Annotated in this window: 21 protein-coding genes; 11 read left to right on the top strand and 10 right to left on the bottom strand. The window is 41.9% G+C overall.

What is annotated here, in order from left to right; all coding sequences use genetic code 11:
- Window positions 1–4 precede the first annotated feature (4 nt).
- Window positions 5–418 (bottom strand): MarR family transcriptional regulator, encoded by a 414-nt coding sequence (locus tag V6Z54_RS09515; protein ID WP_024423697.1) that lies wholly within the window; start codon window positions 416–418, stop codon window positions 5–7.
- 347 nt (window positions 419–765) lie between these two features.
- On the opposite strand from V6Z54_RS09515, the gene spoIIID reads away from it, so the two are divergent.
- The 4 genes from spoIIID (at window position 766) to V6Z54_RS09535 (ending at window position 4,043) form a co-directional block, all read left to right on the top strand.
- Window positions 766–1,044: a sporulation transcriptional regulator SpoIIID gene (spoIIID, locus tag V6Z54_RS09520; RefSeq protein ID WP_008343327.1), complete on the top strand. Its 279-nt coding sequence runs from the start codon at window positions 766–768 to the stop codon at window positions 1,042–1,044.
- A gap of 184 nt (window positions 1,045–1,228) precedes the next feature.
- Window positions 1,229–2,230, top strand: a complete 1,002-nt coding sequence (gene mbl, locus V6Z54_RS09525) for a cell shape-determining protein Mbl (protein ID WP_007497573.1) — start codon at window positions 1,229–1,231, stop codon at window positions 2,228–2,230.
- 124 nt (window positions 2,231–2,354) lie between these two features.
- Window positions 2,355–3,194: a flagellar hook-basal body protein gene (locus tag V6Z54_RS09530; protein ID WP_039182029.1), complete on the top strand. Its 840-nt coding sequence runs from the start codon at window positions 2,355–2,357 to the stop codon at window positions 3,192–3,194.
- A 30-nt stretch (window positions 3,195–3,224) separates the two neighbouring features.
- Window positions 3,225–4,043 carry a flagellar hook-basal body protein gene (locus tag V6Z54_RS09535; protein ID WP_034281197.1) on the top strand — a complete coding sequence of 273 codons (819 nt, stop codon included), beginning with the start codon at window positions 3,225–3,227 and terminating at the stop codon, window positions 4,041–4,043.
- A 14-nt stretch (window positions 4,044–4,057) separates the two neighbouring features.
- Here V6Z54_RS09535 and V6Z54_RS09540 read toward each other — a convergent pair whose 3' ends face one another.
- A complete protein-coding gene (locus V6Z54_RS09540; RefSeq protein ID WP_073978884.1) occupies window positions 4,058–5,113 on the bottom strand; it encodes a tetratricopeptide repeat protein in 1,056 nt (351 codons plus the stop codon).
- Between the two features lie 219 nt (window positions 5,114–5,332).
- Between V6Z54_RS09540 and fabZ the strand changes: the two genes are divergently transcribed.
- Both fabZ and mscL read left to right on the top strand, forming a co-directional pair.
- A complete protein-coding gene (fabZ, locus tag V6Z54_RS09545; protein ID WP_041087902.1) occupies window positions 5,333–5,767 on the top strand; it encodes a 3-hydroxyacyl-ACP dehydratase FabZ in 435 nt (144 codons plus the stop codon).
- A gap of 127 nt (window positions 5,768–5,894) precedes the next feature.
- A complete protein-coding gene (mscL, locus tag V6Z54_RS09550) occupies window positions 5,895–6,290 on the top strand; it encodes a large conductance mechanosensitive channel protein MscL (RefSeq protein WP_024423693.1) in 396 nt (131 codons plus the stop codon).
- Between the two features lie 222 nt (window positions 6,291–6,512).
- Here the strand turns inward: mscL and V6Z54_RS09555 are convergent, their stop codons facing one another.
- Window positions 6,513–6,923 carry a YwpF-like family protein gene (locus tag V6Z54_RS09555; protein ID WP_024423692.1) on the bottom strand — a complete coding sequence of 137 codons (411 nt, stop codon included), beginning with the start codon at window positions 6,921–6,923 and terminating at the stop codon, window positions 6,513–6,515.
- A gap of 117 nt (window positions 6,924–7,040) precedes the next feature.
- On the opposite strand from V6Z54_RS09555, the gene V6Z54_RS09560 reads away from it, so the two are divergent.
- From V6Z54_RS09560 to V6Z54_RS09570, 3 genes are all read left to right on the top strand, one after another.
- Window positions 7,041–7,397 (top strand): hypothetical protein, encoded by a 357-nt coding sequence (locus V6Z54_RS09560; RefSeq protein ID WP_041087904.1) that lies wholly within the window; start codon window positions 7,041–7,043, stop codon window positions 7,395–7,397.
- 401 nt (window positions 7,398–7,798) lie between these two features.
- Complete coding sequence (locus V6Z54_RS09565) at window positions 7,799–8,659, top strand: Cof-type HAD-IIB family hydrolase (protein WP_235354827.1); 861 nt, start codon at window positions 7,799–7,801, stop codon at window positions 8,657–8,659.
- A 153-nt stretch (window positions 8,660–8,812) separates the two neighbouring features.
- Window positions 8,813–9,601, top strand: coding sequence for a PAS domain-containing protein (locus V6Z54_RS09570; protein WP_338527264.1), 789 nt, complete (start codon window positions 8,813–8,815; stop codon window positions 9,599–9,601).
- 69 nt (window positions 9,602–9,670) lie between these two features.
- On the opposite strand, the gene V6Z54_RS09575 is transcribed toward V6Z54_RS09570, so the two are convergent.
- Entirely contained in the window at window positions 9,671–12,448 is a 2,778-nt protein-coding gene (locus V6Z54_RS09575; protein ID WP_338527265.1) for a DEAD/DEAH box helicase, read from the bottom strand.
- Window positions 12,435–14,042, bottom strand: coding sequence for an SWIM zinc finger family protein (locus V6Z54_RS09580; protein WP_075612041.1), 1,608 nt, complete (start codon window positions 14,040–14,042; stop codon window positions 12,435–12,437). Before V6Z54_RS09580 ends, V6Z54_RS09575 begins: the two co-directional genes overlap by 14 nt.
- Window positions 14,043–14,228: 186 nt before the next feature.
- Here V6Z54_RS09580 and V6Z54_RS09585 point away from each other — a divergent pair, with 186 nt between their 5' ends.
- Together V6Z54_RS09585 and V6Z54_RS09590 are read left to right on the top strand one after the other, a co-directional pair.
- A complete protein-coding gene (locus tag V6Z54_RS09585) occupies window positions 14,229–14,372 on the top strand; it encodes a hypothetical protein (RefSeq protein ID WP_003214884.1) in 144 nt (47 codons plus the stop codon).
- A gap of 116 nt (window positions 14,373–14,488) precedes the next feature.
- Window positions 14,489–15,808, top strand: coding sequence for a UDP-glucose/GDP-mannose dehydrogenase family protein (locus V6Z54_RS09590; protein WP_041087914.1), 1,320 nt, complete (start codon window positions 14,489–14,491; stop codon window positions 15,806–15,808).
- A gap of 33 nt (window positions 15,809–15,841) precedes the next feature.
- Here the strand turns inward: V6Z54_RS09590 and V6Z54_RS09595 are convergent, their stop codons facing one another.
- The 5 genes from V6Z54_RS09595 to alsS all read right to left on the bottom strand — a co-directional run bounded on the left by V6Z54_RS09595 (window position 15,842) and on the right by alsS (window position 20,111).
- Window positions 15,842–16,378, bottom strand: a complete 537-nt coding sequence (locus V6Z54_RS09595; protein ID WP_041088620.1) for a chromate transporter — start codon at window positions 16,376–16,378, stop codon at window positions 15,842–15,844.
- Entirely contained in the window at window positions 16,378–16,959 is a 582-nt protein-coding gene (locus V6Z54_RS09600) for a chromate transporter (protein WP_041087916.1), read from the bottom strand. Before V6Z54_RS09600 ends, V6Z54_RS09595 begins: the two co-directional genes overlap by 1 nt.
- Before the next feature lie 16 nt (window positions 16,960–16,975).
- Window positions 16,976–17,452, bottom strand: coding sequence for an Lrp/AsnC family transcriptional regulator (locus tag V6Z54_RS09605; protein ID WP_024426311.1), 477 nt, complete (start codon window positions 17,450–17,452; stop codon window positions 16,976–16,978).
- 152 nt (window positions 17,453–17,604) lie between these two features.
- Window positions 17,605–18,375, bottom strand: coding sequence for an acetolactate decarboxylase (gene budA, locus V6Z54_RS09610; RefSeq protein ID WP_024423683.1), 771 nt, complete (start codon window positions 18,373–18,375; stop codon window positions 17,605–17,607).
- A gap of 35 nt (window positions 18,376–18,410) precedes the next feature.
- A complete protein-coding gene (gene alsS, locus V6Z54_RS09615) occupies window positions 18,411–20,111 on the bottom strand; it encodes an acetolactate synthase AlsS (RefSeq protein ID WP_338527266.1) in 1,701 nt (566 codons plus the stop codon).
- Window positions 20,112–20,148 lie beyond the last annotated feature (37 nt).

Raw genomic sequence — 20,148 nt, forward strand, 5'->3', positions numbered from 1 at the left:
CTTCCTATTCAGTTGATAATTTGTGTAAAAGTGTATGGAGGAGTTGTTTTTCTTCGTAGGTAAAATCTGAAAGACATTCTTCTTCAAATTGTTCCATCGTGCGTTTGATTTCTTCAAATCGGGCTTTTGCATCATCTGTCATCACGATCAGATTCTCACGTTTGTCTTTTCCTTGTACACGTTTCACCCAGCCGTTTGCTTCTAAACGGGTGACGGTTCTGGTGATCGTCGGTGCTTCGACGTTCAAATATGTCCAGATATCTTTTTGGGTTTTCGGGCCGAATGTATCCAAACAAAAAAGCACAGTCCACTGGGACATGTACAAGTCATAAGCAGCAAGCGCTTCGTTCGCCTTTTTAGACAGAAGTCGTGCGCCTTGATGTATTTGATGTAAACACTCTCTATTTAACGTATCCATATGCTCACCTTTTTTAAATATTTAGCTAGGTAAATAAATTCACCTTTTCTATTTTACGTGCTGAATCCTTTCTTGTAAAGTGAAAATTTTCGCGCCCCGAAATGATTTTTTGTTTAGCCTTTTCTGATAAATCCCTTGTCCCATCTTCATTTTTAGCATATTCCCTATTCAATGCTAATACACTGTTACAAACCTGACAAAGAGAGTGTTTGAGGTGAGGGATCGTGTTTGGCATTTACTACCTAATGGATGAGAAATTACGACGAACAAGCGCCGCTGAAAATGGATAATCTTCATACGGATCTCATTTCACACTTCTCACATCCATTTTAGGGAGGTCGAGTGGTGTGCACGATTACATCAAAGAGCGAACAATCAAGATAGGAAAGTATATCGTGGAGACAAAGAAAACCGTTCGTGTTATTGCGAAAGAATTTGGAGTCTCTAAAAGTACTGTACACAAGGATCTAACAGAAAGGCTGCCAGAAATTAATCCAGATCTGGCTAATGAAGTGAAGGAGATACTGGATTATCATAAATCAATCCGCCACTTGCGAGGAGGAGAAGCCACCAAGTTAAAGTATAAAAAAGAAGAAATTTTAGAAGGCGAGCCTGTGAAACAGTAAGCTTAGTTCTTTGTTCATAAACATGATATATATATCTTCCTCATATCGGTAGTTTCTAACCACAAATTTTGTAAAGACTTTTGTAAAGAAATATCTTTTTTTCTGCAAATTATGATAGAATATATAATTAGGGCAGAATGTGGTATTTGCTATGGAAACAGATTTTCAAGGAGGATATATATAGATGTTTGCTAGGGATATTGGAATTGATCTTGGTACTGCCAATGTACTGATTCATGTCAAAGGAAAAGGAATTGTGTTAAATGAACCATCTGTGGTAGCTCTTGACAAAAACAGCGGGAAAGTTTTGGCTGTTGGAGAAGAGGCTAGACGTATGGTTGGACGTACGCCTGGGAATATTGTTGCGATTCGTCCATTAAAAGATGGCGTAATTGCTGATTTTGAAGTAACTGAAGCGATGCTCAAGCATTTTATTAACAAATTAAATGTGAAAGGGCTATTCTCTAAGCCGCGTATGCTCATCTGCTGCCCGACAAACATTACATCTGTTGAGCAGAAGGCGATCAAAGAAGCTGCTGAAAAAAGCGGTGGTAAGCATGTATTTCTTGAAGAAGAGCCAAAAGTAGCAGCCATTGGTGCTGGTATGGATATTTTTCAGCCAAGTGGAAACATGGTCGTAGATATTGGAGGCGGAACGACAGATATCGCTGTCATCTCAATGGGTGACATTGTAACCGCCTCTTCTATTAAAATGGCTGGAGACAAATTTGATCTGGAAATTCTAAACTACATTAAAAAAGAGTACAAGCTGTTGATCGGTGAGCGCACGGCTGAGGATATTAAGATCCAAGTTGCAACGGTATTCCCAGACGCACGTCACGAAGAGATTTCAATTCGTGGTCGAGACATGGTGACAGGATTACCAAGAACGATTACCGTCACAAGCAAAGAGGTAGAAGAAGCATTGCGTGAATCTGTATCTGCGATTGTTCAGGCTGCGAAACAAGTTCTTGAGAGAACACCGCCTGAATTATCAGCTGATATTATCGATCGCGGCGTCATCATTACAGGTGGCGGAGCTCTTCTAAACGGGCTTGATCAATTGCTTGCTGAAGAGCTGAAAGTACCGGTTTTCGTTGCTGAAAATCCAATGGACTGTGTAGCAGTTGGTACTGGCGTAATGCTTGATAATATGGACAAGCTGCCAAAGCGTAAACTCAGCTAATGGTTTCCCTCATTCTTTTTAGAAAGAATGGGGGATTTTTATTAAAGAACCCTGCTAATTAGCCGATATATTTCATAGAAGATTGTGTTTAGGTCATGTGAAAGAATTTGAATGAGGTGAGCACGTGTTAAAAGGACTATACACCGCAACATCTGCCATGATCGCTCAAGAGCGGCGGACAGAAATGCTTTCAAATAATATCGCAAATGCGAATACGCCAGGCTATAAAGCAGATGAAGGGGCAATGCGTGCATTTCCAGAAATGCTGCTGAGCCGAATGGAATCAGGACGTTTCCAAACATCCTCGGGCAAAGGCTTTAGTGTTCCACTGCAATCGCCGATTGGTGGAATCAATACTGGGACATATATGCAGGAATTAATCCCTCAATTTACACAGGGAACTTTAAAAACAACAGATCAAACAACAGACGTAGCACTAGTTGAAAATAATGTGCCGATCAATCCGGAGACCAATCAGAAATCAGCGCTATTTTATGCGGTCAACACACCAGAAGGCGTTCGTTATACGAAAAGCAGCTCCATTACATTGAACGCACAAAATCAGTTGACCATTAATGGCCGTGCTCTTCTTTCCGTGACGGGTCAGCCGATTACGGTTCAGAGTGAGAATTTCAAAGTGAATGCAGATGGTACTGTCACTGAAAATGGCCAAAATCTTGGTCAAATTGATGTACGAGTTGCGATGGATACAAGAAACCTAGCGCGTGAAGGAAATGATTTATATCGTACAGCTGATAATCAGCCCCTCCCAAGTGCAGTCAATAACGGTCAAATGTCCTATACGTTAAGCCAAGGGGTATCGGAGCTGTCGAACGTCGATGTGACGAAATCATATACAGATATGACAACGGCCTACCGAGCATTTGAAACAAACCAAAAAGTGGTTCAGGCGTATGATAAAAGCTTAGAAAAAGCAGTGAATGAAATTGGAAGAGTGTACTAATCAAGAAATGAAAAAGAAAGGAGGATACTTATGCTTAGAACGATGATAAACGCAGCTGTCTCGATGAATGAAGTGCAAAAGCAGCTTGACATCATCAGCAACAACATCGCGAACAGTGAGACAACAGGGTACCGCGCGAAAAACACCCGTTTCTCAGAGCTGATCAGACAGCAGTTTAACCAGGTAGATGAAAAAAATGAGCAGGTGGCAAACAGTCGTCTGACACCTGCTGGGTTAAGGCTTGGTACGGGGACAATGGTCAATGCGTCCATTAACTCGCTGCAAGGCTCAATTAAAGAAACTGGACGTGATCTTGATGTTGCATTCGGAGCGCCGTCGCAGTATTTGCAGGTCAACGCCGGCGGTAATATCCGTTATACAAGAGATGGTTCACTTTACTTACAGCCGGGCAATAACCGTAACCAAGTACAGCTTGTCACGAGCGAAGGCTATCCGATTCTTGATGAAAATGGGAATGCGATCGTCTTAAATGCGAATTTCCGTGATATTTCAATCGATAAAAATGGACGGCTTACGGCGATTTCAAGAGATAATCAACCGAATCAGCAAGTGAATCTAGGCGTTGTACAAGTCAACAATTCTTCAGCACTTGTCTCTGAAGGAGATAATTTGTTCTCAGTCGACGGAACCTATCAAGGCGCACTAACAGCACTAAATGGAGCAAACCGAGAGGCGATTCAGCTTCAGCAAGGTGCACTGGAAACGTCAAATGTGGACATGTCGAAAGAATTAACAGACCTCATGACCACACAGCGATCCTATCAGATGAATTCAAGAACAATCACGATGGGTGATCAAATGCTGGGATTAATTAATACAATTCGATAATTAGTAGGCTGATATCAGCCTCTCATGATAAAAAAGGCGGCTCGTTCAAAGTCGCCCTTTTTTTTATAAAAATCTGAGACATCAGCAAGCAGGTCCTCAAGATCAATCCAGGCTTCTTTTCGTTCAAGACATGTGACGAGCGTGGCGATCTGCTCATCTGCCTTTGGCGTTTGGCTGTAGAGAAGAGATAAAATTTGAAACTTCATTCTTAAAATATCAAACTGGGAAGCAACGGCTTCTTTCAGCCCTTTTTGAATATATTTCATCCCTTCATCGGTTAAATTCTCTTTAAAACAGGAACGCACAGTTTCGTATAGGCACGATACATAGGAATGTGCTGACTTTCGGTATGCTGGAAGACGAAGCGCTTTTTTGAAGTATTCTAGCGCTTCCTTGTGACGGTTTTGTCTTGACTGAATAAAGCCAGCATCATAATAAACGATACCAAGCAGCTCTTGATCATCAATTTTTTTCACGTAATCAATAATTTCAATGAAAATATCTTCCGCTTCCTCATATTTTTTTTGGTCGCTAAAGTTAAGAGCGAGCACAATTTTACACCGATAGATGCTATGGATATCTCCGTGTTTTGCAAAAATATCCATGGCTTTTTGAACATGACGAATCGATAACAACGAGTAACGGTTGTTATAATAAACACCGCTTGTACGGAAATGGAACTCTGCTTCCTCCAGCTCATCGTCAAGTAATGGCAGTCGATCCTCTGCCTTTTCGAGATAATGAATCGCATCATTTTGATCACTTTTTAAAGATTCATATAATCCGAGAAAAAAGTAAAAATAATATTGCAGCTCTTCGTTCATTTCATCTTTGTGTGGCAGCAGTTCGTGTTTGAGTTTTTCTAAGTCCTCTGTCTGATTCATCCAGAGCTGATGACGAAAAAGCATCAGCTGATAATGGAAATAGAGCTCCTGTTTTTTTGATAATTTACGTTTATATTTTAGTAGTGTTTTTTTGATTTCTTCAGCCTTCGAAAAATGTCGATGCTTCAGCATTGTATACCAGGAATGGAGAAGTTTTTTTATGGATTTATCGCTCATAAAATTCATTTTTACCCTCTTATTCAATCAATGATGTAATATATATTACCATATTTGTGAAAAAACAATGAGTGTAGTGTGGATTATATTTGATGACAATTGGTAATGGTAGATTCTATTTTTTACCATATACGTAAGGTGAATATTGAAAAATGCCAGCATTCATAATATACTTCTATAGGAATCAAATGAAGATCAGCGATATAGAAAAGAAGGAGAGATCAAGATATGCTTGATGCTCAGCAAATTCAAGACATTATCCCACACCGTTATCCATTCTTATTGGTTGACCGTATTTTAGAGGTTGAGGGAGAAAAAAGAGCGGTTGGGATTAAAAATGTCACAGTAAATGAAGAATTTTTTAATGGCCATTTCCCAGGATACCCAGTCATGCCGGGGGTGCTTATTGTAGAAGCACTCGCACAGGTTTTTGGTGTGATTATGTTAGGCAAGGAAGAAAACAAAGGGAAAATCGGTTTGTTTGCAGGGATTGACGGCTGCCGCTTCAAAAGACAGGTCAAGCCTGGTGACCAGCTTCGTTTAGAGGTTGAAGTGACGCGCCTCCGCGGGCCGGTGGCAAAAGGAAAAGCAGTAGCGACAGTAGATGGCGAAGTTGCATGTGAAGCAGACTTGACATTTTCTATCGGTCCTAAAGTATCATGATTTTCCTGGCGGTTCATCAAGCATGAATCGCTTTTTTATTTAGCAACGTTCAGTTAGAACGGATAAGGACTTGCAATTTTGACAAAAAAACGTCATATTAGACAAAAAAAGATGAAGGTGATAAAGGATGCTGAAAGAATTTAGAGAGTTTGCCGTCAAGGGCAATGTCATTGACTTGGCTGTAGGTGTCATCATTGGGGGAGCATTTGGCAAAATTGTCACTTCTCTTGTGAATGATTTAATCATGCCGCTTGTCGGTATTATTATTGGAGGGCATGATTTTAGCGGTTTATCCATTAAAATCGGAGCTGCTCAAATTTTATATGGAAATTTTATTCAAACAGTGGTTGATTTCTTAATTATCTCGTTTTCCATTTTTATCTTTATTCGTTATTTGAATAAGTTAAAACGGAAAAAGGTCGAGGAAGAAGAGGTTGTGGAAACGCCGGATCAAACGGAAGTTCTGCTAACTGAAATTAGAGATCTATTGAAAAATCAAAGCCAGTCTAAAGATGTGCAATAGAAAAAGAGCGGCTGATCCCGCTCTCAGCGTGTAGACAAACCCTTGCATTCGGTGTCAGGTCTGCGCTCCGGTACTCACGAATGTTAAATTCGCTCCGTTCCAGTGCTCGCCCTTCCTAGACTTCAAAGGTTTTCAAACACGCTGAAAAGAAGACAAAGGGCTAAAATCAAGTTCATTTTAGCCCTTTGTCAACAATCTAAGAGCGGCTGATCCCGCTCTTTTTTATGTGTTTTGTTTAAAAGCATCCAGTAGTTTTTCTCCTGAAAGTCCCTCTTTGACGAGGTCTTTTAATACTTCTTCAGTTTCTGTTCTGTAACGATTTGTAATCATTTTACCATCGAGTAATACAGAAATGTTTTCTTCTAAGGCAACGATGTTTTTGACTTGGACAGATAGATGAACAGGGCGGTTGTTTTCTTTAGTGATCGTTACAAGAATCTTCACTTCTGTGTGCTGCTGAAAGAGTACCTCAAACACCTGTCTATGTTTCTTTGGAATGAGTGCCTCGATCATCCAGTGATTTTCACCGTCTTCTTTATTAATGATTAAACCGTCACGAAGGGGAATGCTGGACATTTTATCTTGCTGTGGATCAAGTTCAATTTTTAAATCAATCAGCCTAAAGGTTTTCATATTTATCACCTCACAAGCGTTCATTATTCGTAAGTATTATTATAGCATACAACATCTGTATAAATGAAACCGCTGCCTGCTTAGAATTAGCTGCACATGAGTGAAAGGAGATGTTTTATGGAGTCCTATCAATTGAGAAATATTCATATTGGCGAGGAGAAGGCAAAGAGTGATATACGTGTTTATTCGTGGGGAGACATTCTTTCATTTTGTGATGTCTATATGGAAGAAGGAGAGTCACTCACGTTTCAATATGTCACTGAGGATCAAATGGACTGCTTTGAGTTTCAGCTGTCGGTTCATGATGGACGGCTTTGTTTTTATTGGTTTGCGTGGGACGGATCTGATTATATTCACATGCCTTCTAGTAATTGGATTCATTCAGATATTTTTTATCAATTTATGAAAAATAAGTATTTCATCAAACAAAACAAGATGATGTTTTATACGCAAGCGGTAAAAAACAGAAATTAATGAGGATATAAAGAATTTGAAGGCCTATTTTGCTATTTTCACGTTTTGTCACATCAGGCCTTTCTCCGTAGACTAGGGGTAGCTGAAAGGAAAGGAGGCAAGTCCCGATCAAAAGGTAACGTCTATCATCTGACAGCCCCCCTCTAGCTAAAGCTGATAGATGCTGCCTTGTGCATATGAACACTGCGTAATAGAACCAATGCTTCTTTGTATAGGTTATGTGTCCCCTTATGAATCCCCTTTGTGTGTATCCGGTCATAATGCGTGGCCGGATACCCTTTATTCACTGTTTAACCGATCAGCTCTTGCAAATGGTGGATACTCATTACATAATGATGATGGTTTTTGTTAACGGGATATCGGTTGAAAATAAAGACAAAAAGGAGAGAACGATGACAAACATTCAATTAATCGCAACGGATTTAGATGGCACTTTATTGAACAGTGAACACAAAGTGAGTCAGGAAAACGAGCAGGCATTAAAGGAAGCAGCTGCGAATGGAATTGAGGTTGTCGTTTCAACAGGGAGAGCGTATTTTGATGTGAGGTCTATTTTTGACCAGCTTGGTATGAATACATGGGTGATTAGTGCCAATGGAGCTGTGATTCATGATCCAACTGGACAAGTGTACCATTCAGCTGCTTTACAAGAAGAAAAGGCTAAACACATATTGTCATGGCTTGAAGAACGTGATTATTATTATGAAGTCTTTACAAACGAAGCCATTTTCACACCGAATCGCGGCAGAGAGCTTCTTGCGATTGAAATGGACCGTTTAAAAAGTGCAAATCCAGAAACGGATCAAAATGTCTTAAAGCAAGCGGCAGAAGTTCAATATAGCCAGTCTGGTTTTTCTTATATTGATACATATAAAGAATTGTTTCGTGAGGATCGAAAGCTTTCATTTTACAACATTTTAGGTTTTTCTTTCTTTCAGGACAGATTGAAAGCCGGATGGGATATGTTTGGTGATGATTTAGATTTAACATTGGTCAGTTCGGCTGATCATAACTTTGAAATTGGTTCAAAGCACGCGTCTAAAGGGCAGGCATTAACAAGGCTGGCAGAAAGACTAGGTATTCCTTTAAGTAGGGCAGCGGCTGTAGGAGACAGTTTAAATGATGAATCGATGCTTCGAGCTGCTGGTGTTGGGGTTGCGATGGGGAATGCGAGGCAGGATATAAAAGAAATCGCTGATCACGTCACGTTATCAAACGATGAACATGGTGTGGCGCATATGATCCGGCACCTTTTGAAATAGATGAATCAGATGTCGCGGTATAAATCACATAGGATGAAGCGCATTCTACAAAAGAGGAATTCAGAACCACTTCTATTTACACATGATGTGGAACATCATATAATTTAATTAAGAATATAACCCGCTTGTAAGGAAAATAAGGAGAGTAAACGAATGGCGCTGGAATCTTATAAGTCCGAAAATCTGCATTTAATCAAGGAAGCCTTGGACTATACTCAGGTTGGCCTGACGGTGACGGACCCGTCTTTACCTGATAATCCTTTAATATATGTGAACAAGGGCTTTTTAGATATGACAGGCTATCAAGAAACCGAAGTATTGGGGAGGAATTGTCGTTTCCTTCAGGGAAATGAAACTGAACAAATCGCTCTCAAACAAATTAGAACAGCCATTGAGAACAAAGAGGCTGTCACTGTTCAGCTGAAAAATTATAAAAAATCTGGACAAATGTTTTGGAACGAGTTAAGTGTCGCTCCACTTTGGATTGACGAAAATGAAGGGAAACGTCTTTATTTCGTTGGTCTGCAAAAGGATGTCACGAAAGAGAAGGAACAGCAAGAGCTTCTTGAGCAATCAATTGATGAAGTGCTGAATATTTCTGTCCCAATCGTTCCGGTGAAAGATGGGATCTCTGTGTTACCGATCATTGGTACATTAACAGCGCCAAGATTTGATAAGATCATTTCAACGGTTTCCACCTATATCTCTCAATCCAAGGATGATTATTTTATTGTCGATCTGTCCGGATTATTAGAAGTGGATTCATTTGTGGCTGATGCGATCTTTAAGCTGAACGATTTGATTTTAATGACGGGTACTGAACTCATTGTGACAGGAATTAAACCGAATCTTGCGATGAAAATGGGAGAAATGAGAGAGGACTTCCGTGAATTAAATACGTATATGAATGTGAAATCTGCATTGAAAAAACTGAACATTTAGCTTACGTTTATATGAAATAAAAAAGAGGACTTTTCATGAAACTTGAGAAAAGTCCTCTTTTTGCTGTAATTAAGATGATTGAGCGGCGGCACTTAAGGTAAACAAATCTTCGAGTTCATTTGTTGATAGCTCTGTAATCCAGCTCTCACTTTGAATAATTTGATCATTTAATGTTTGTTTTGTTTCGAGCATTTGATCGATTTTTTCCTCGATTGTGCCCGTTGTGATCATCTTATGGACGTGAACAAATCGTTTTTGTCCAATCCGATAAGCTCGGTCTGTCGCTTGGTTTTCCACAGCAGGATTCCACCATCTATCGTAGTGAATGACATGGTTTGCGGCGGTTAGGTTGAGTCCTGTTCCTCCTGCCTTTAAAGAAAGAATTAAAATGTTGAATTCTTTCTTCTGGAAGCGGTCCACCATTTTGTCCCGCTCCTGTTTTGAGAGGCTGCCATTTAAAAATTGGACCGGTTCTCCAAACATCTTTTCTGCCAGCTGCTTGATCATGTTGCCCATTTCAATATACTGCGTAAAGATGAGGCAGCTTTCTCCTTGCTCATGTATCGCTTTTAACAGCTCTGCGAGTTTATCCATTTTTAACGAACGTTTCAGCAGTTTCACATCTGTTCCACTCTCTTTTAAATAGAGCGCAGGGTGATCACAAATCTGTTTGAGTCTGCCAAGCATACTTAAAATAATGGCTTTTCGCTGCATCCCTGTTAATGATGCCATATGTTCAAATGTATCCTTCACGAGCTGTTCATATAAAGACGCCTGCTCAGCGGATAGCGGAATGAATTCTTTTTCTTCGAGTTTCTCAGGCAGGTTCAGGGCGACTTCTTCATCTTGTTTTGTTCGTCTTAATAAAAATGGTTTGATCAGCTGCTGCAGCTGTTCAATTCTTTTTTCTTCACGGTCTTTTTCAATTGGAAGGACGAACTTTTTATGGAAGCCGGTCAGGCTGCCGAGATATCCTTTGTTGACGAAGTCGAATATGGACCAAAGCTCTGTCAAACGGTTTTCCATTGGTGTCCCGCTGAGGGCAATGTGATGCTGTCCTTTGAGCTGTCTAATCGCTCTCGATTGTTTTGTATGAGCGTTCTTGATGTTTTGGGCTTCGTCTAAGCAAATGGTATTCCACTTTGCTGCCGTTAATTCATCACGATCAGAATGTGAGAGTCCATAAGATGTCAGAACAATATCTGTTGACTCGTATGCTTTTGTGAAGTCCTCTCCCTGTGGACGTGCTGGGCCGTAATGCAGGGCAACCTTCAAATGTGGTGCGAATGTTTCGAGCTCTCGCTGCCAGTTTCCTAAAACAGAGGTCGGCGCAATGATGAGAGAGGGAGCGGCATTTTGCTCCTGCTCCTTCAAATACGTGAAATACGCGATCATTTGAATCGTTTTTCCAAGGCCCATATCATCTGCTAAACAAGCCCCAAATCCATGCGATCTTAAAAATAAAAGCCAGTTCACGCCATGCTGCTGATACGGACGCAGTGTGCCTTTAAAGGACTCACTCATTTCGTATGAAGGCAGCTCGTGCGTATCATTTAATTGGTGGACAAGCCCTCTTAATTGGGATGAAAGTTCAAATTGAATATGGGCAAATGCTGAACTGTCCAATAGCTCTGGAATCGATTCAGAGGAGGCTTCTTGATCTGCCAGTTCGCGTGACAAAATATCAGACATGTGAAGTCCTTCGTTTTCGGCACGCTCCATCCACTTTTTCATTTGCTGGATGAAGGTCGGATCTATTTTAATCCATTGTCCTCGAATATTGACAAGGCGTCGTTTGCTTTGGACAAGCTCGTTGAACTCATCTTCTGTCAGTTCAATGCCGTTTGTAGCAAAGCGCCAATTAAAGTCCATTAATGCGTCCATTCCAACATGCGATTCGCCTCGCGGTGTAGAGGAAATCCTTGCTTTTAACATCATCGTACTGTCTTTAACAATTTGCCACCACGATGGGAGCAGAATCTCAATACCCATATTAACAAGTGTTTCACTCGCTTCAGATAGGAAGAGCCACGCCTCTTCTTCTGACATGAGTGTGGTGCCAGATGTGAAAGAAAGCCAAGGGACAATTTGACTGAATCGTTCCAGCTCTCTTGAAATTTTATCTTGATACGGATGCCAAGACCTTTTCAATGAACGGATGCCTTCAAAAAAGTGAAGGTCACTGTTTTTCTTATCTCGCAAAAACAATTCGATTTTCCAATCATCTCCGTCAAAATCCGGCTCATTTAAGCGCAAGCCGACAGTGAACGGCGTCTCATCATCTATCCAGCCAATCGTCTCCAAGAAATCCTGCTCATCTAGAAAATGTCCTTGGAAGGTTGAGAGCGCAGGCGATTGTGCGTTCATGTGTTCCCATTTGTGCTGCAAGGTATCATCATATTGAATGTAATCCTGTACAGCAAAGGAGAACCAATCAGCCGTATAGCCATCTAATAGGCCTTCTTTATCTTTAAACCGAAGCTCGCCTTTTGTCCATGCCTCGTAATCGGGAACGAAATCTTCGTCCTCGATAAATTCGTAAATGGTGGAGGCTGTTTTCATCAGTGGCTCCGTTTCATCTGTTAAGGTCACATGACTAAACGTATTAAATGAATTTTTACCAAGCAATTCAACGGTCATCCAAGGGCTTAACAGGAAGGCAGGTGTACCAATAAAGCTGACATCTTCTAAGAATGTTCCGTAGAAAGAAGATTCGTGCCATTGGAAAAGCTGCCTCTTCATTTCATTAAGCGGAACAGGGTGTCCGTCCTCTGCTTGCGCTGAAATGGTGAAAGAGAAATCTTCTGTTTGTTCTGCATGAATGACAATTTGTTTATGGCGTGTCATCAATCAATTTTCCTTTCTTCATTTCCTCTTGGAACGCACGCAGCCGTTTTGTTGAATCTTGCAGCTGCTTTACATACCTTTCCCAAATCGCGTTTTTTTTCGTTTTATGATAAAGCGTGCGCAGTTTCTTCAGCATTTTCACAGACTCTCGATAAGCACTTCGATTCTTTTGATCGAGAAGCAGTGAGATTTCACGGTGGTACGATGGAATGAGGGCTTCTGGCTCCTCTTTTGCAATCTGTTTGATCAGATCCTTCTCCAGTTCACTAATGGTGAAACCAACAAGGCTGTGAATCTCAATCCATTCCGCATAACGCTGCTGTGTATACAATAGCTGACTGTATTCTGTAAACGCATAGGGCATACAGATTTGGAGATAGCGTTCATATAAATGATGATCCTTCGTCTGCTTAAAATATGCATCTAAATAAAAGAAGAAATCACTGACAGCCCCCCGCAGTTCTCTGTAGGAAAGGTCGAGCTGGCAATATTCCTCTAATATATAGGTGATTTCATGATACCAGAGCTTGAGCCGCTTCCAGTCTTTTCGGTTTGTGAGATCCTTCAGCCAATTGAGCACATTTGGTAGCATATCCGCATTGAGCAGCTGTAATTGCTGAAAGAGGCTTTCATCTTCTTTCAGTAAATAGTCCATGTGCATCAGCCCGATGGTACGTTCAACCGTTTGTTCTTTTTTCTGGGCGTTTTTTAGTAATTCTGTTTCTTTTTTGACCCATTTCCCTCTATTTAATATGGTGCCCCAAATCTCCATAAAGACCGCTACTCGTTCATGCTGGAAAGGTCCATTGATTTGAAGAAGTGTACGAACGGCAGTTGGTGTGTTTTCAAGAAACGGATCGAGGGAAAAGGAAAGGGCGTATGTCTTCAAATGATCCACTGAATCGAAAATGGTGTTCATGAGCTGTTCTACATATGGATTCATGGAATAAAAGTCTTTTTCGGCATCAAGCCGGCCGAGGTCGATCAGTTCATGAAGCCTAAGCCATACATCGATTGACGTATGAATCGCATACAAGCTCTTGAATTCAGGTGAAGCAGGTGCGTGTTTTTTTAGGATCGATAAATAGCCGTAATACAAATGCTGCGGTGTTTGCTGGTGCTTCGGTGTCCGTTTCAGCCAGAGGTTAAATTCCTCTTGGAAAAAAGTCAGCCAGCTTTGGAGCGATTGTTCGTCTGGGCGCTTCACTTGGAAGTGCTGGCGAATCAGTTCTTTGCTGCGCTGTAATTCATCCTTTTCTGACCAATTTTCTGTAAATCCGGTTACACTCTCTACTTGAGCGTATAGCGAAAAGAAGACAGCGAGAATGTGTTTACAAAGTCCATCTGCTGGACATGAGCAGCTGCTTCTCACAGGAAACAGCACATGAAGGTGGACTCTTGCTGCCACGACATCATGTACATAAGCTGACCATTCAGTATCAGACTCTTGCTTGAGCCGATATACGCTGTCCTGTCTATAAGTAATCAATGCTTTTTTGATGAGTTGTTTGTTTTCATCTGTTGCAGGAAGAAGTTCTTTGATCTGTTCGGCTGTTTGTTTGATTTCTTCTTCGTTGATGTTGTGCTGAAGCATTTGATCCGCTCCTAACCAAGTAAAAGATTCCAATTCTTTTATTATAGCTCAATGGGGATTTATAAAAAAGTTTTTCATGAAAATGGTCATAAATTTCAAAAGCTGTCGAATGATGTAATAGAGTATTGCATAAACCAACCTTACAGCATATAATAATGAAATTAGTGGAATCGAAAGGATACAGACATGGATAATAAGGGTTTAAATCAAGAAGAGTTTTTAAAGATTTTGATGTACGCTCATGATATTGGTGAAAATTCAAATGATGTCACAACAAAAGAAATGCTTGAAAATCTGATTGCTCATATTCGAAATGGTCTTGTTTCATAAAAGTGACCCCCTGCTAGTGATGGCAGGGGGTTTTTGTATGCTTTTAAGAATGGAATGAAAGCTCCCAGCATACGATGTCATTACAAGCATAAGGAGTATGGGGAGCTGATGGTGTCATGAATATTGCGATTGCAGGCTGTGGGTATGTAGGGCTTGTGACAGGTGTGTGTTTAGCGGAGGCAGGACATGATGTGGCGTGTATTGATATTGATCGCCGAAAGGTCATGCAGCTGAAACAGGGAACTCCCCCAATGTATGAGCCCGGGTTAAAAGAGCTATTGAAACGCAATCTTGAGCAGGGACGAATTCATTTTCACATAAATGGAGCGGAAGCCTACACGAAGGCAGATGTATTAATGATCGCGGTCGGCACCCCGCAGCAGGCAGATGGCCAAGCTGATTTACAGTTTGTGTTTCAGGCTGCGAAAGAGATGGGCTTAAAAGCAAAGTCAGGGGCAATTCTTGTGGTGAAAAGTACAGTGCCTGTCGGAACGGGTGATCAAATCGATCAGTTAATCCATCAAGAATTAGAACGGAAGGAGCCACTAGCGATTGCATCTAACCCAGAATTTTTACGGGAAGGCTCTGCCATTTCAGATACATTGAGGGCGGATCGGCTTGTGATTGGTGCTGAAACAAAAGCCGTATTAGATCAGCTGGAGGACATGTATGCTGACTTCCACCTTCCAATGGTCAAAACAGACCGTAAAAGTGCTGAAATGATCAAGTATGCATCAAATGCATTTCTGGCGACAAAAATCAGCTTTATGAATGAGATTGCCTCCATTTGTGAAAAAACAGGGGCTGATGTTGAATGGGTGGCGCAGGGAATGGGGCTTGATCAGCGGATCGGTTCTTCCTTTCTAAGAGCGGGCATTGGTTACGGAGGTTCTTGTTTTCCGAAGGATACAAATGCACTTGTCCAAATTGCAGGGCATGTGTCCCACGATTTTGAGCTGTTAAAGGCTGTCATCAAAGTAAATAATGAGCAAAGGATAGGTTTTATCCGAAATATTCAGGAGCGGCTGGGGGCAGCTCTTGAAGGGAAGCGAATTGCGCTTCTTGGTCTGTCCTTTAAACCGAATACAGACGATATGAGGGAGGCACCATCTATTCCGATCGCTCATGAGCTTCATGAATTAGGTGCGGAGCTTGTGGCGTATGATCCTGTTGCTGCTCGGCATGCAGCTCGTGAACTGCCGGATCAAGTCTTATTTGCTCAAACGATTGAGGAAGCGATCAAGGATGCCGATGCGGTCTGTCTATTAACAGAGTGGGCGGATATTCAGTCGTTTCCACTCGCGTCCTACAAAAAATGGATGAAGCAGCCGCTTATTTTCGATGGACGAAACTGTCATACACTTGAAGCGGCAGAAGAAGCAGGGGTCGAGTATCATTCGATTGGGCGCAGATCAGTTTCTCCAATTTATATGTAAAAGAAAACCGATAACAGTGAATGTTATCGGTCTTTATGAATGCGGCAGAATGAATCCACCATATAAGAAAGCAGCCACAATAAGAAAGGCAGGGTGCAGCTTGAATTTGGTCATCAAGAAAAAGGAGATCGTGGCAATGGCGAGAGATTGTGTCCAGCCGATGGCTTTCACTGCATCTCCGCCGATTTCCCATGTTAATAAAAGCATCATCATCGCAATGACAGGCTGTACGGATAAGGTCATGCCTTTTACGACGGGAGATTGGCGAAAACGGTCAATGAGCTTGAGCAATAAAATGAGTCCAGCAGCGGAAGGCAGAACAGTTGCAAGCAGTGCCACGATAAAACCTGGCCAGCCCATGACGTCATAGCCGACATATGCTGCAATCTTCGTAGCGATTGGCCCCGGCAGTGCATTGGCTAAAGCCAGCATATTAGAAAATCCTTCGTTCGTCATCCAATGAAAATGATTGACGATTTCTTCATAATTGAGCGGGATGGATGCAGGGCCTCCGCCATATCCTAATAGATTAGATAAAAAGAATGCCCAGAATAAAAAGAGAATCAGTATCATGAAGACACTCCTTTCTCTTTATTTGACCGATGCCAGCGATTTTTCAGCTTAAAATGAAAAGCGCCATAAAATAAAAAGATCATCACAATGATTCCTGGATGAATGGACAGCACTTGCAGCCCGACAAAGGCAAGAATGAATAGAGCGATCCCGAAGATCATGCCGAAGCCTTTCAGCGTTTTTTGTCCAAACTCATATGCCATGATGCCTAACAGAACGGCAATGACAGGGGTCACAGCACCAATCATATTTTGAATGATTTGTGAGGAGCTTAAGACGCTGACAAGTGTGACAAGGGCTACCATAGCGAGACATGTCGGTAAAATATGAGCAGCTGTTGCGACAATTGCGCCAGATACGCCCTTTAATCGATAGCCGAGGTATGCCGACATTTTGGTTGCAATCGGGCCTGGTAATGCATTGGCGATGGCGAGTGTTTCTCCGAATTCGTCATCGTTGATCCATTGATATTTCACCACCGCTTCATGGCGAATAAGCGGTATCACGGAAGGGCCTCCGCCAAAACCGAGAATCCCGGTTCGCACCATAGCGATAATGAGTTCGATATATGATTGCAAGTGGTTCAACTCCTGTCTACAATTTCATGCCCATGCGGCTTTTGTATCGTTTAATGAGCATTTGGCAGTCCACACTGACGACACCTTCTAGTGGGTATAGCTTTTTTGTCAGAAATGTCTCCATTTCCTGTTCATGTTGAAAAATGCCATGCATATGCAGCTTGCTTGGTCCTGTCATATGATAAAGACTTGTGACAGCTGTTTCCTTTTCAAGCTGAAGGGCAACCGCTTCTAAAAATTTTGGCTCTACCTCTACATTAAAGAAGACAGAGACATGAATGCCGACCTTCGCGGGGTTAATCACAGCGGTGAAACGTTCAATGACTCCTGCTTCAATGAGCTGCTGAATGCGGGCTTGTACGGCAACACGTGACAGACCGACCTGTTTGCCGAGATCTGTATAAGACATGCGCCCGTCCTCGTGTAATAGGGATAAAATTTGTTTATCTCTTTCGTCTAATGTTAAGTTCGGAATGCTATAGTCTTTTGACACCATATAACCACCTTTCTTCTGTTGATATTCTATCATATTTCATTACGTATAGAATGGTTGATTTCTCATTTAGTATCGAAACGAAAACGTTACGGGCGAAAAAACATCTTTATGCATAAAAAAACACCCCGAGCTCATCGGGGTGTCTTCATTTATTGATCCGGGCTGCTTTCTGCACTGGCAATTTGCTGTGCAAGGTCAGCTCGATCAATGTCGGCTTGGAAGAATTCCTGCGTATTCGGCAGGTGTAAATTCATATGACGTTTTTGAGAAATGCGAATGGTGACTTGATCAACGGTGTAATCAAATACGTGTCCCCCAACACTTCGATCTTCATCAATAAAATGAAGGTGATATCCACTTACCGCAATGCCGTGGGCGTACTGTGGTGTACGGAAGCCTGCGATCGTACCTTGAATATCCTCGAAGTCGAAAATAGGCTGAGACTTGACTGCTTCTACCATCGGAACGTAAGGTTTTTCCTGTTTTTCAACGGTACGTGTTTGAACCTTTTTGAAAGATCCATCAATGCGGACCGCATAAAAGATATTCTTACTTGGTAAAATGCGGTCGATTTCTTCTTCAAGTTCTTTGGACGTCATAGGTGCATCAATTCGATGAACGATATCTGTTTCAAAGAATGCTAGAGAGCAGAATGGTGAATAATCTTGATTGGTGACCGGTGTCGCTGTTCCATCCGAGCGCAGCCGGTAAAATGCGCCGTCAAAGCCGATCAGCTCTCCATCTAATTGATTGAATGTACCGATGCCAAAATCACCGTGTTCAGGAATATGCGCGAGGGAGAAATCTCCATCATATACGGCTTCCAGCAGGGAGGTCATTGTCGATACTTGATAAACCTCTTGCTGTTTGTCATGCTGTCTTGTGTCATTCTGTTGATTCATTGGGTGCATCATACCCATATCCGCTCACTCCTTTAATGTAATGTATCGAAGTCTTATCTGATGTTCGCTGTGTGTTTTTTGCGATAGACTTCTGGCCATTTTTGACTGGCGAGGTCAGGGTTATCTTGATAGTCAATCGGAATATCAATGATCACGGGTCCTTCTATGTTTATACCCTTTTGAAGGACGGTTGAAAGCTCCTCAGGTGAGTTGACCCGTAATCCAGTCGCTCCAAAGCTTTCCGCATATTTCACTAAATCGATCTGCCCGAATTCAACGCAGGATGTACGGTCATATTTCATTTCCTGCTGGAACGCAACCATGTCGTATGTGCTGTCGTTCCAAACAAGGTGAACGAGGTTTGTCTTCTTGCGGACAGCTGTTTCTAACTCCATTGCGGAGAAAAGAAAACCGCCATCACCCGAAACCGAAATAATCTTTTCATCGGGATTCAATATAGAAGCCGCAATTGCCCATGGTAATGCGACGCCTAATGTTTGCATGCCGTTACTCACCAAGAATGAGTTCGGTTCATAGACGCGGAAGTGACGGGACATCCAAATCGCGTGAGATCCGATATCACACGTGACCTTTGTGTCATCAGGAATCAGGCGTCTCAATGTATGAATGACATCCAGCGGGTGAGCTCGATGACTTTCTCTTTCTGGTGCCTTTTCAATGTCGATTAATAGCTCCTGTAATTCAGTGACTAATTCTATGTTCTCTTTGCATAGAGAAAGAGGAACACTGTCATGCGCTAGATGTTTGACCGTTTCAGAAATATTGCCTACAAGTTCAAGCGCTGGCTCATAAAAATGGTCAATATCTGCCTGCATGTCATCAACATGGATGATCTGGCGCTGCTGCGGCTGAAGATTCCAATGCTTCGGATCATATTCGATTGGATCAAAGCCAATGGTCAAAAGGACATCTGCTTGTTCAATGAGAAGGTCACCCGGCTGATTACGGAATAAGCCGATTCTGCCTACATATTGAGACTCGAGCTCTCTTGAGAGAACGCCGGCTCCTTGGTACGTTTCAACAAATGGGATACCAAGTGTTTTTAATAATGCTCTTGTGGCATTTGCAGCAGCTGGACGACTGGCTTTCATTCCCACAATCGCAATAGGTAAGTGTGCATTTTGAATTTTGGCGATAGCCGAACTGATGAGAGCATCCGGTGCAGGACCTAATTCTGGAGAAGGGTGAGCAGACACTGCTGTTTGTGTGGTGTGTTCTGTCACGACATCTTGTGGAAAGCTGATAAATGCTGCTCCAGCCTGCCCTTTTTGTGCCGCGCGAAAAGCATTTGTTAATGCTTCTGGTATATTATGAACGTCTTGTACTTCAACGCTATATTTTGTGACTGGTTTGAATAATGCCGCATTGTCGAGTGATTGATGTGTTCGTTTCAAACGATCCGCACGAATGACGTTTCCAGCGATTGCGACAACAGGATCACCTTCTGTATTGGCTGTTAATAGACCTGTTGCTAAATTAGATGCACCAGGACCTGATGTGACGAGACAAACACCTGGTTTGCCAGTTAGTCGTCCGACAGCAGCTGCCATAAAGGCTGCATTTTGTTCATGTCTGCATAGGACAAGCTCTGGACCTCTGTCTTTTAATACATCAAATACAGCGTCAATTTTTGCACCTGGAATGGCAAAAACATGGGTCACACCTTGAGCAATCAGCGTATCAACAATCAACTCTGCTCCTCGTCTTGTTAGGGGTTGTGCTTGAGATTTCATTTACCCCGCACTCCTTTCGGCAAGTAAAATTTTTTAT

Source organism: Bacillus sp. MAG717A, assembly GCF_036884855.1.
GTDB classification, from domain to species: Bacteria; Bacillota; Bacilli; order Bacillales; family Bacillaceae; genus Bacillus; species Bacillus safensis.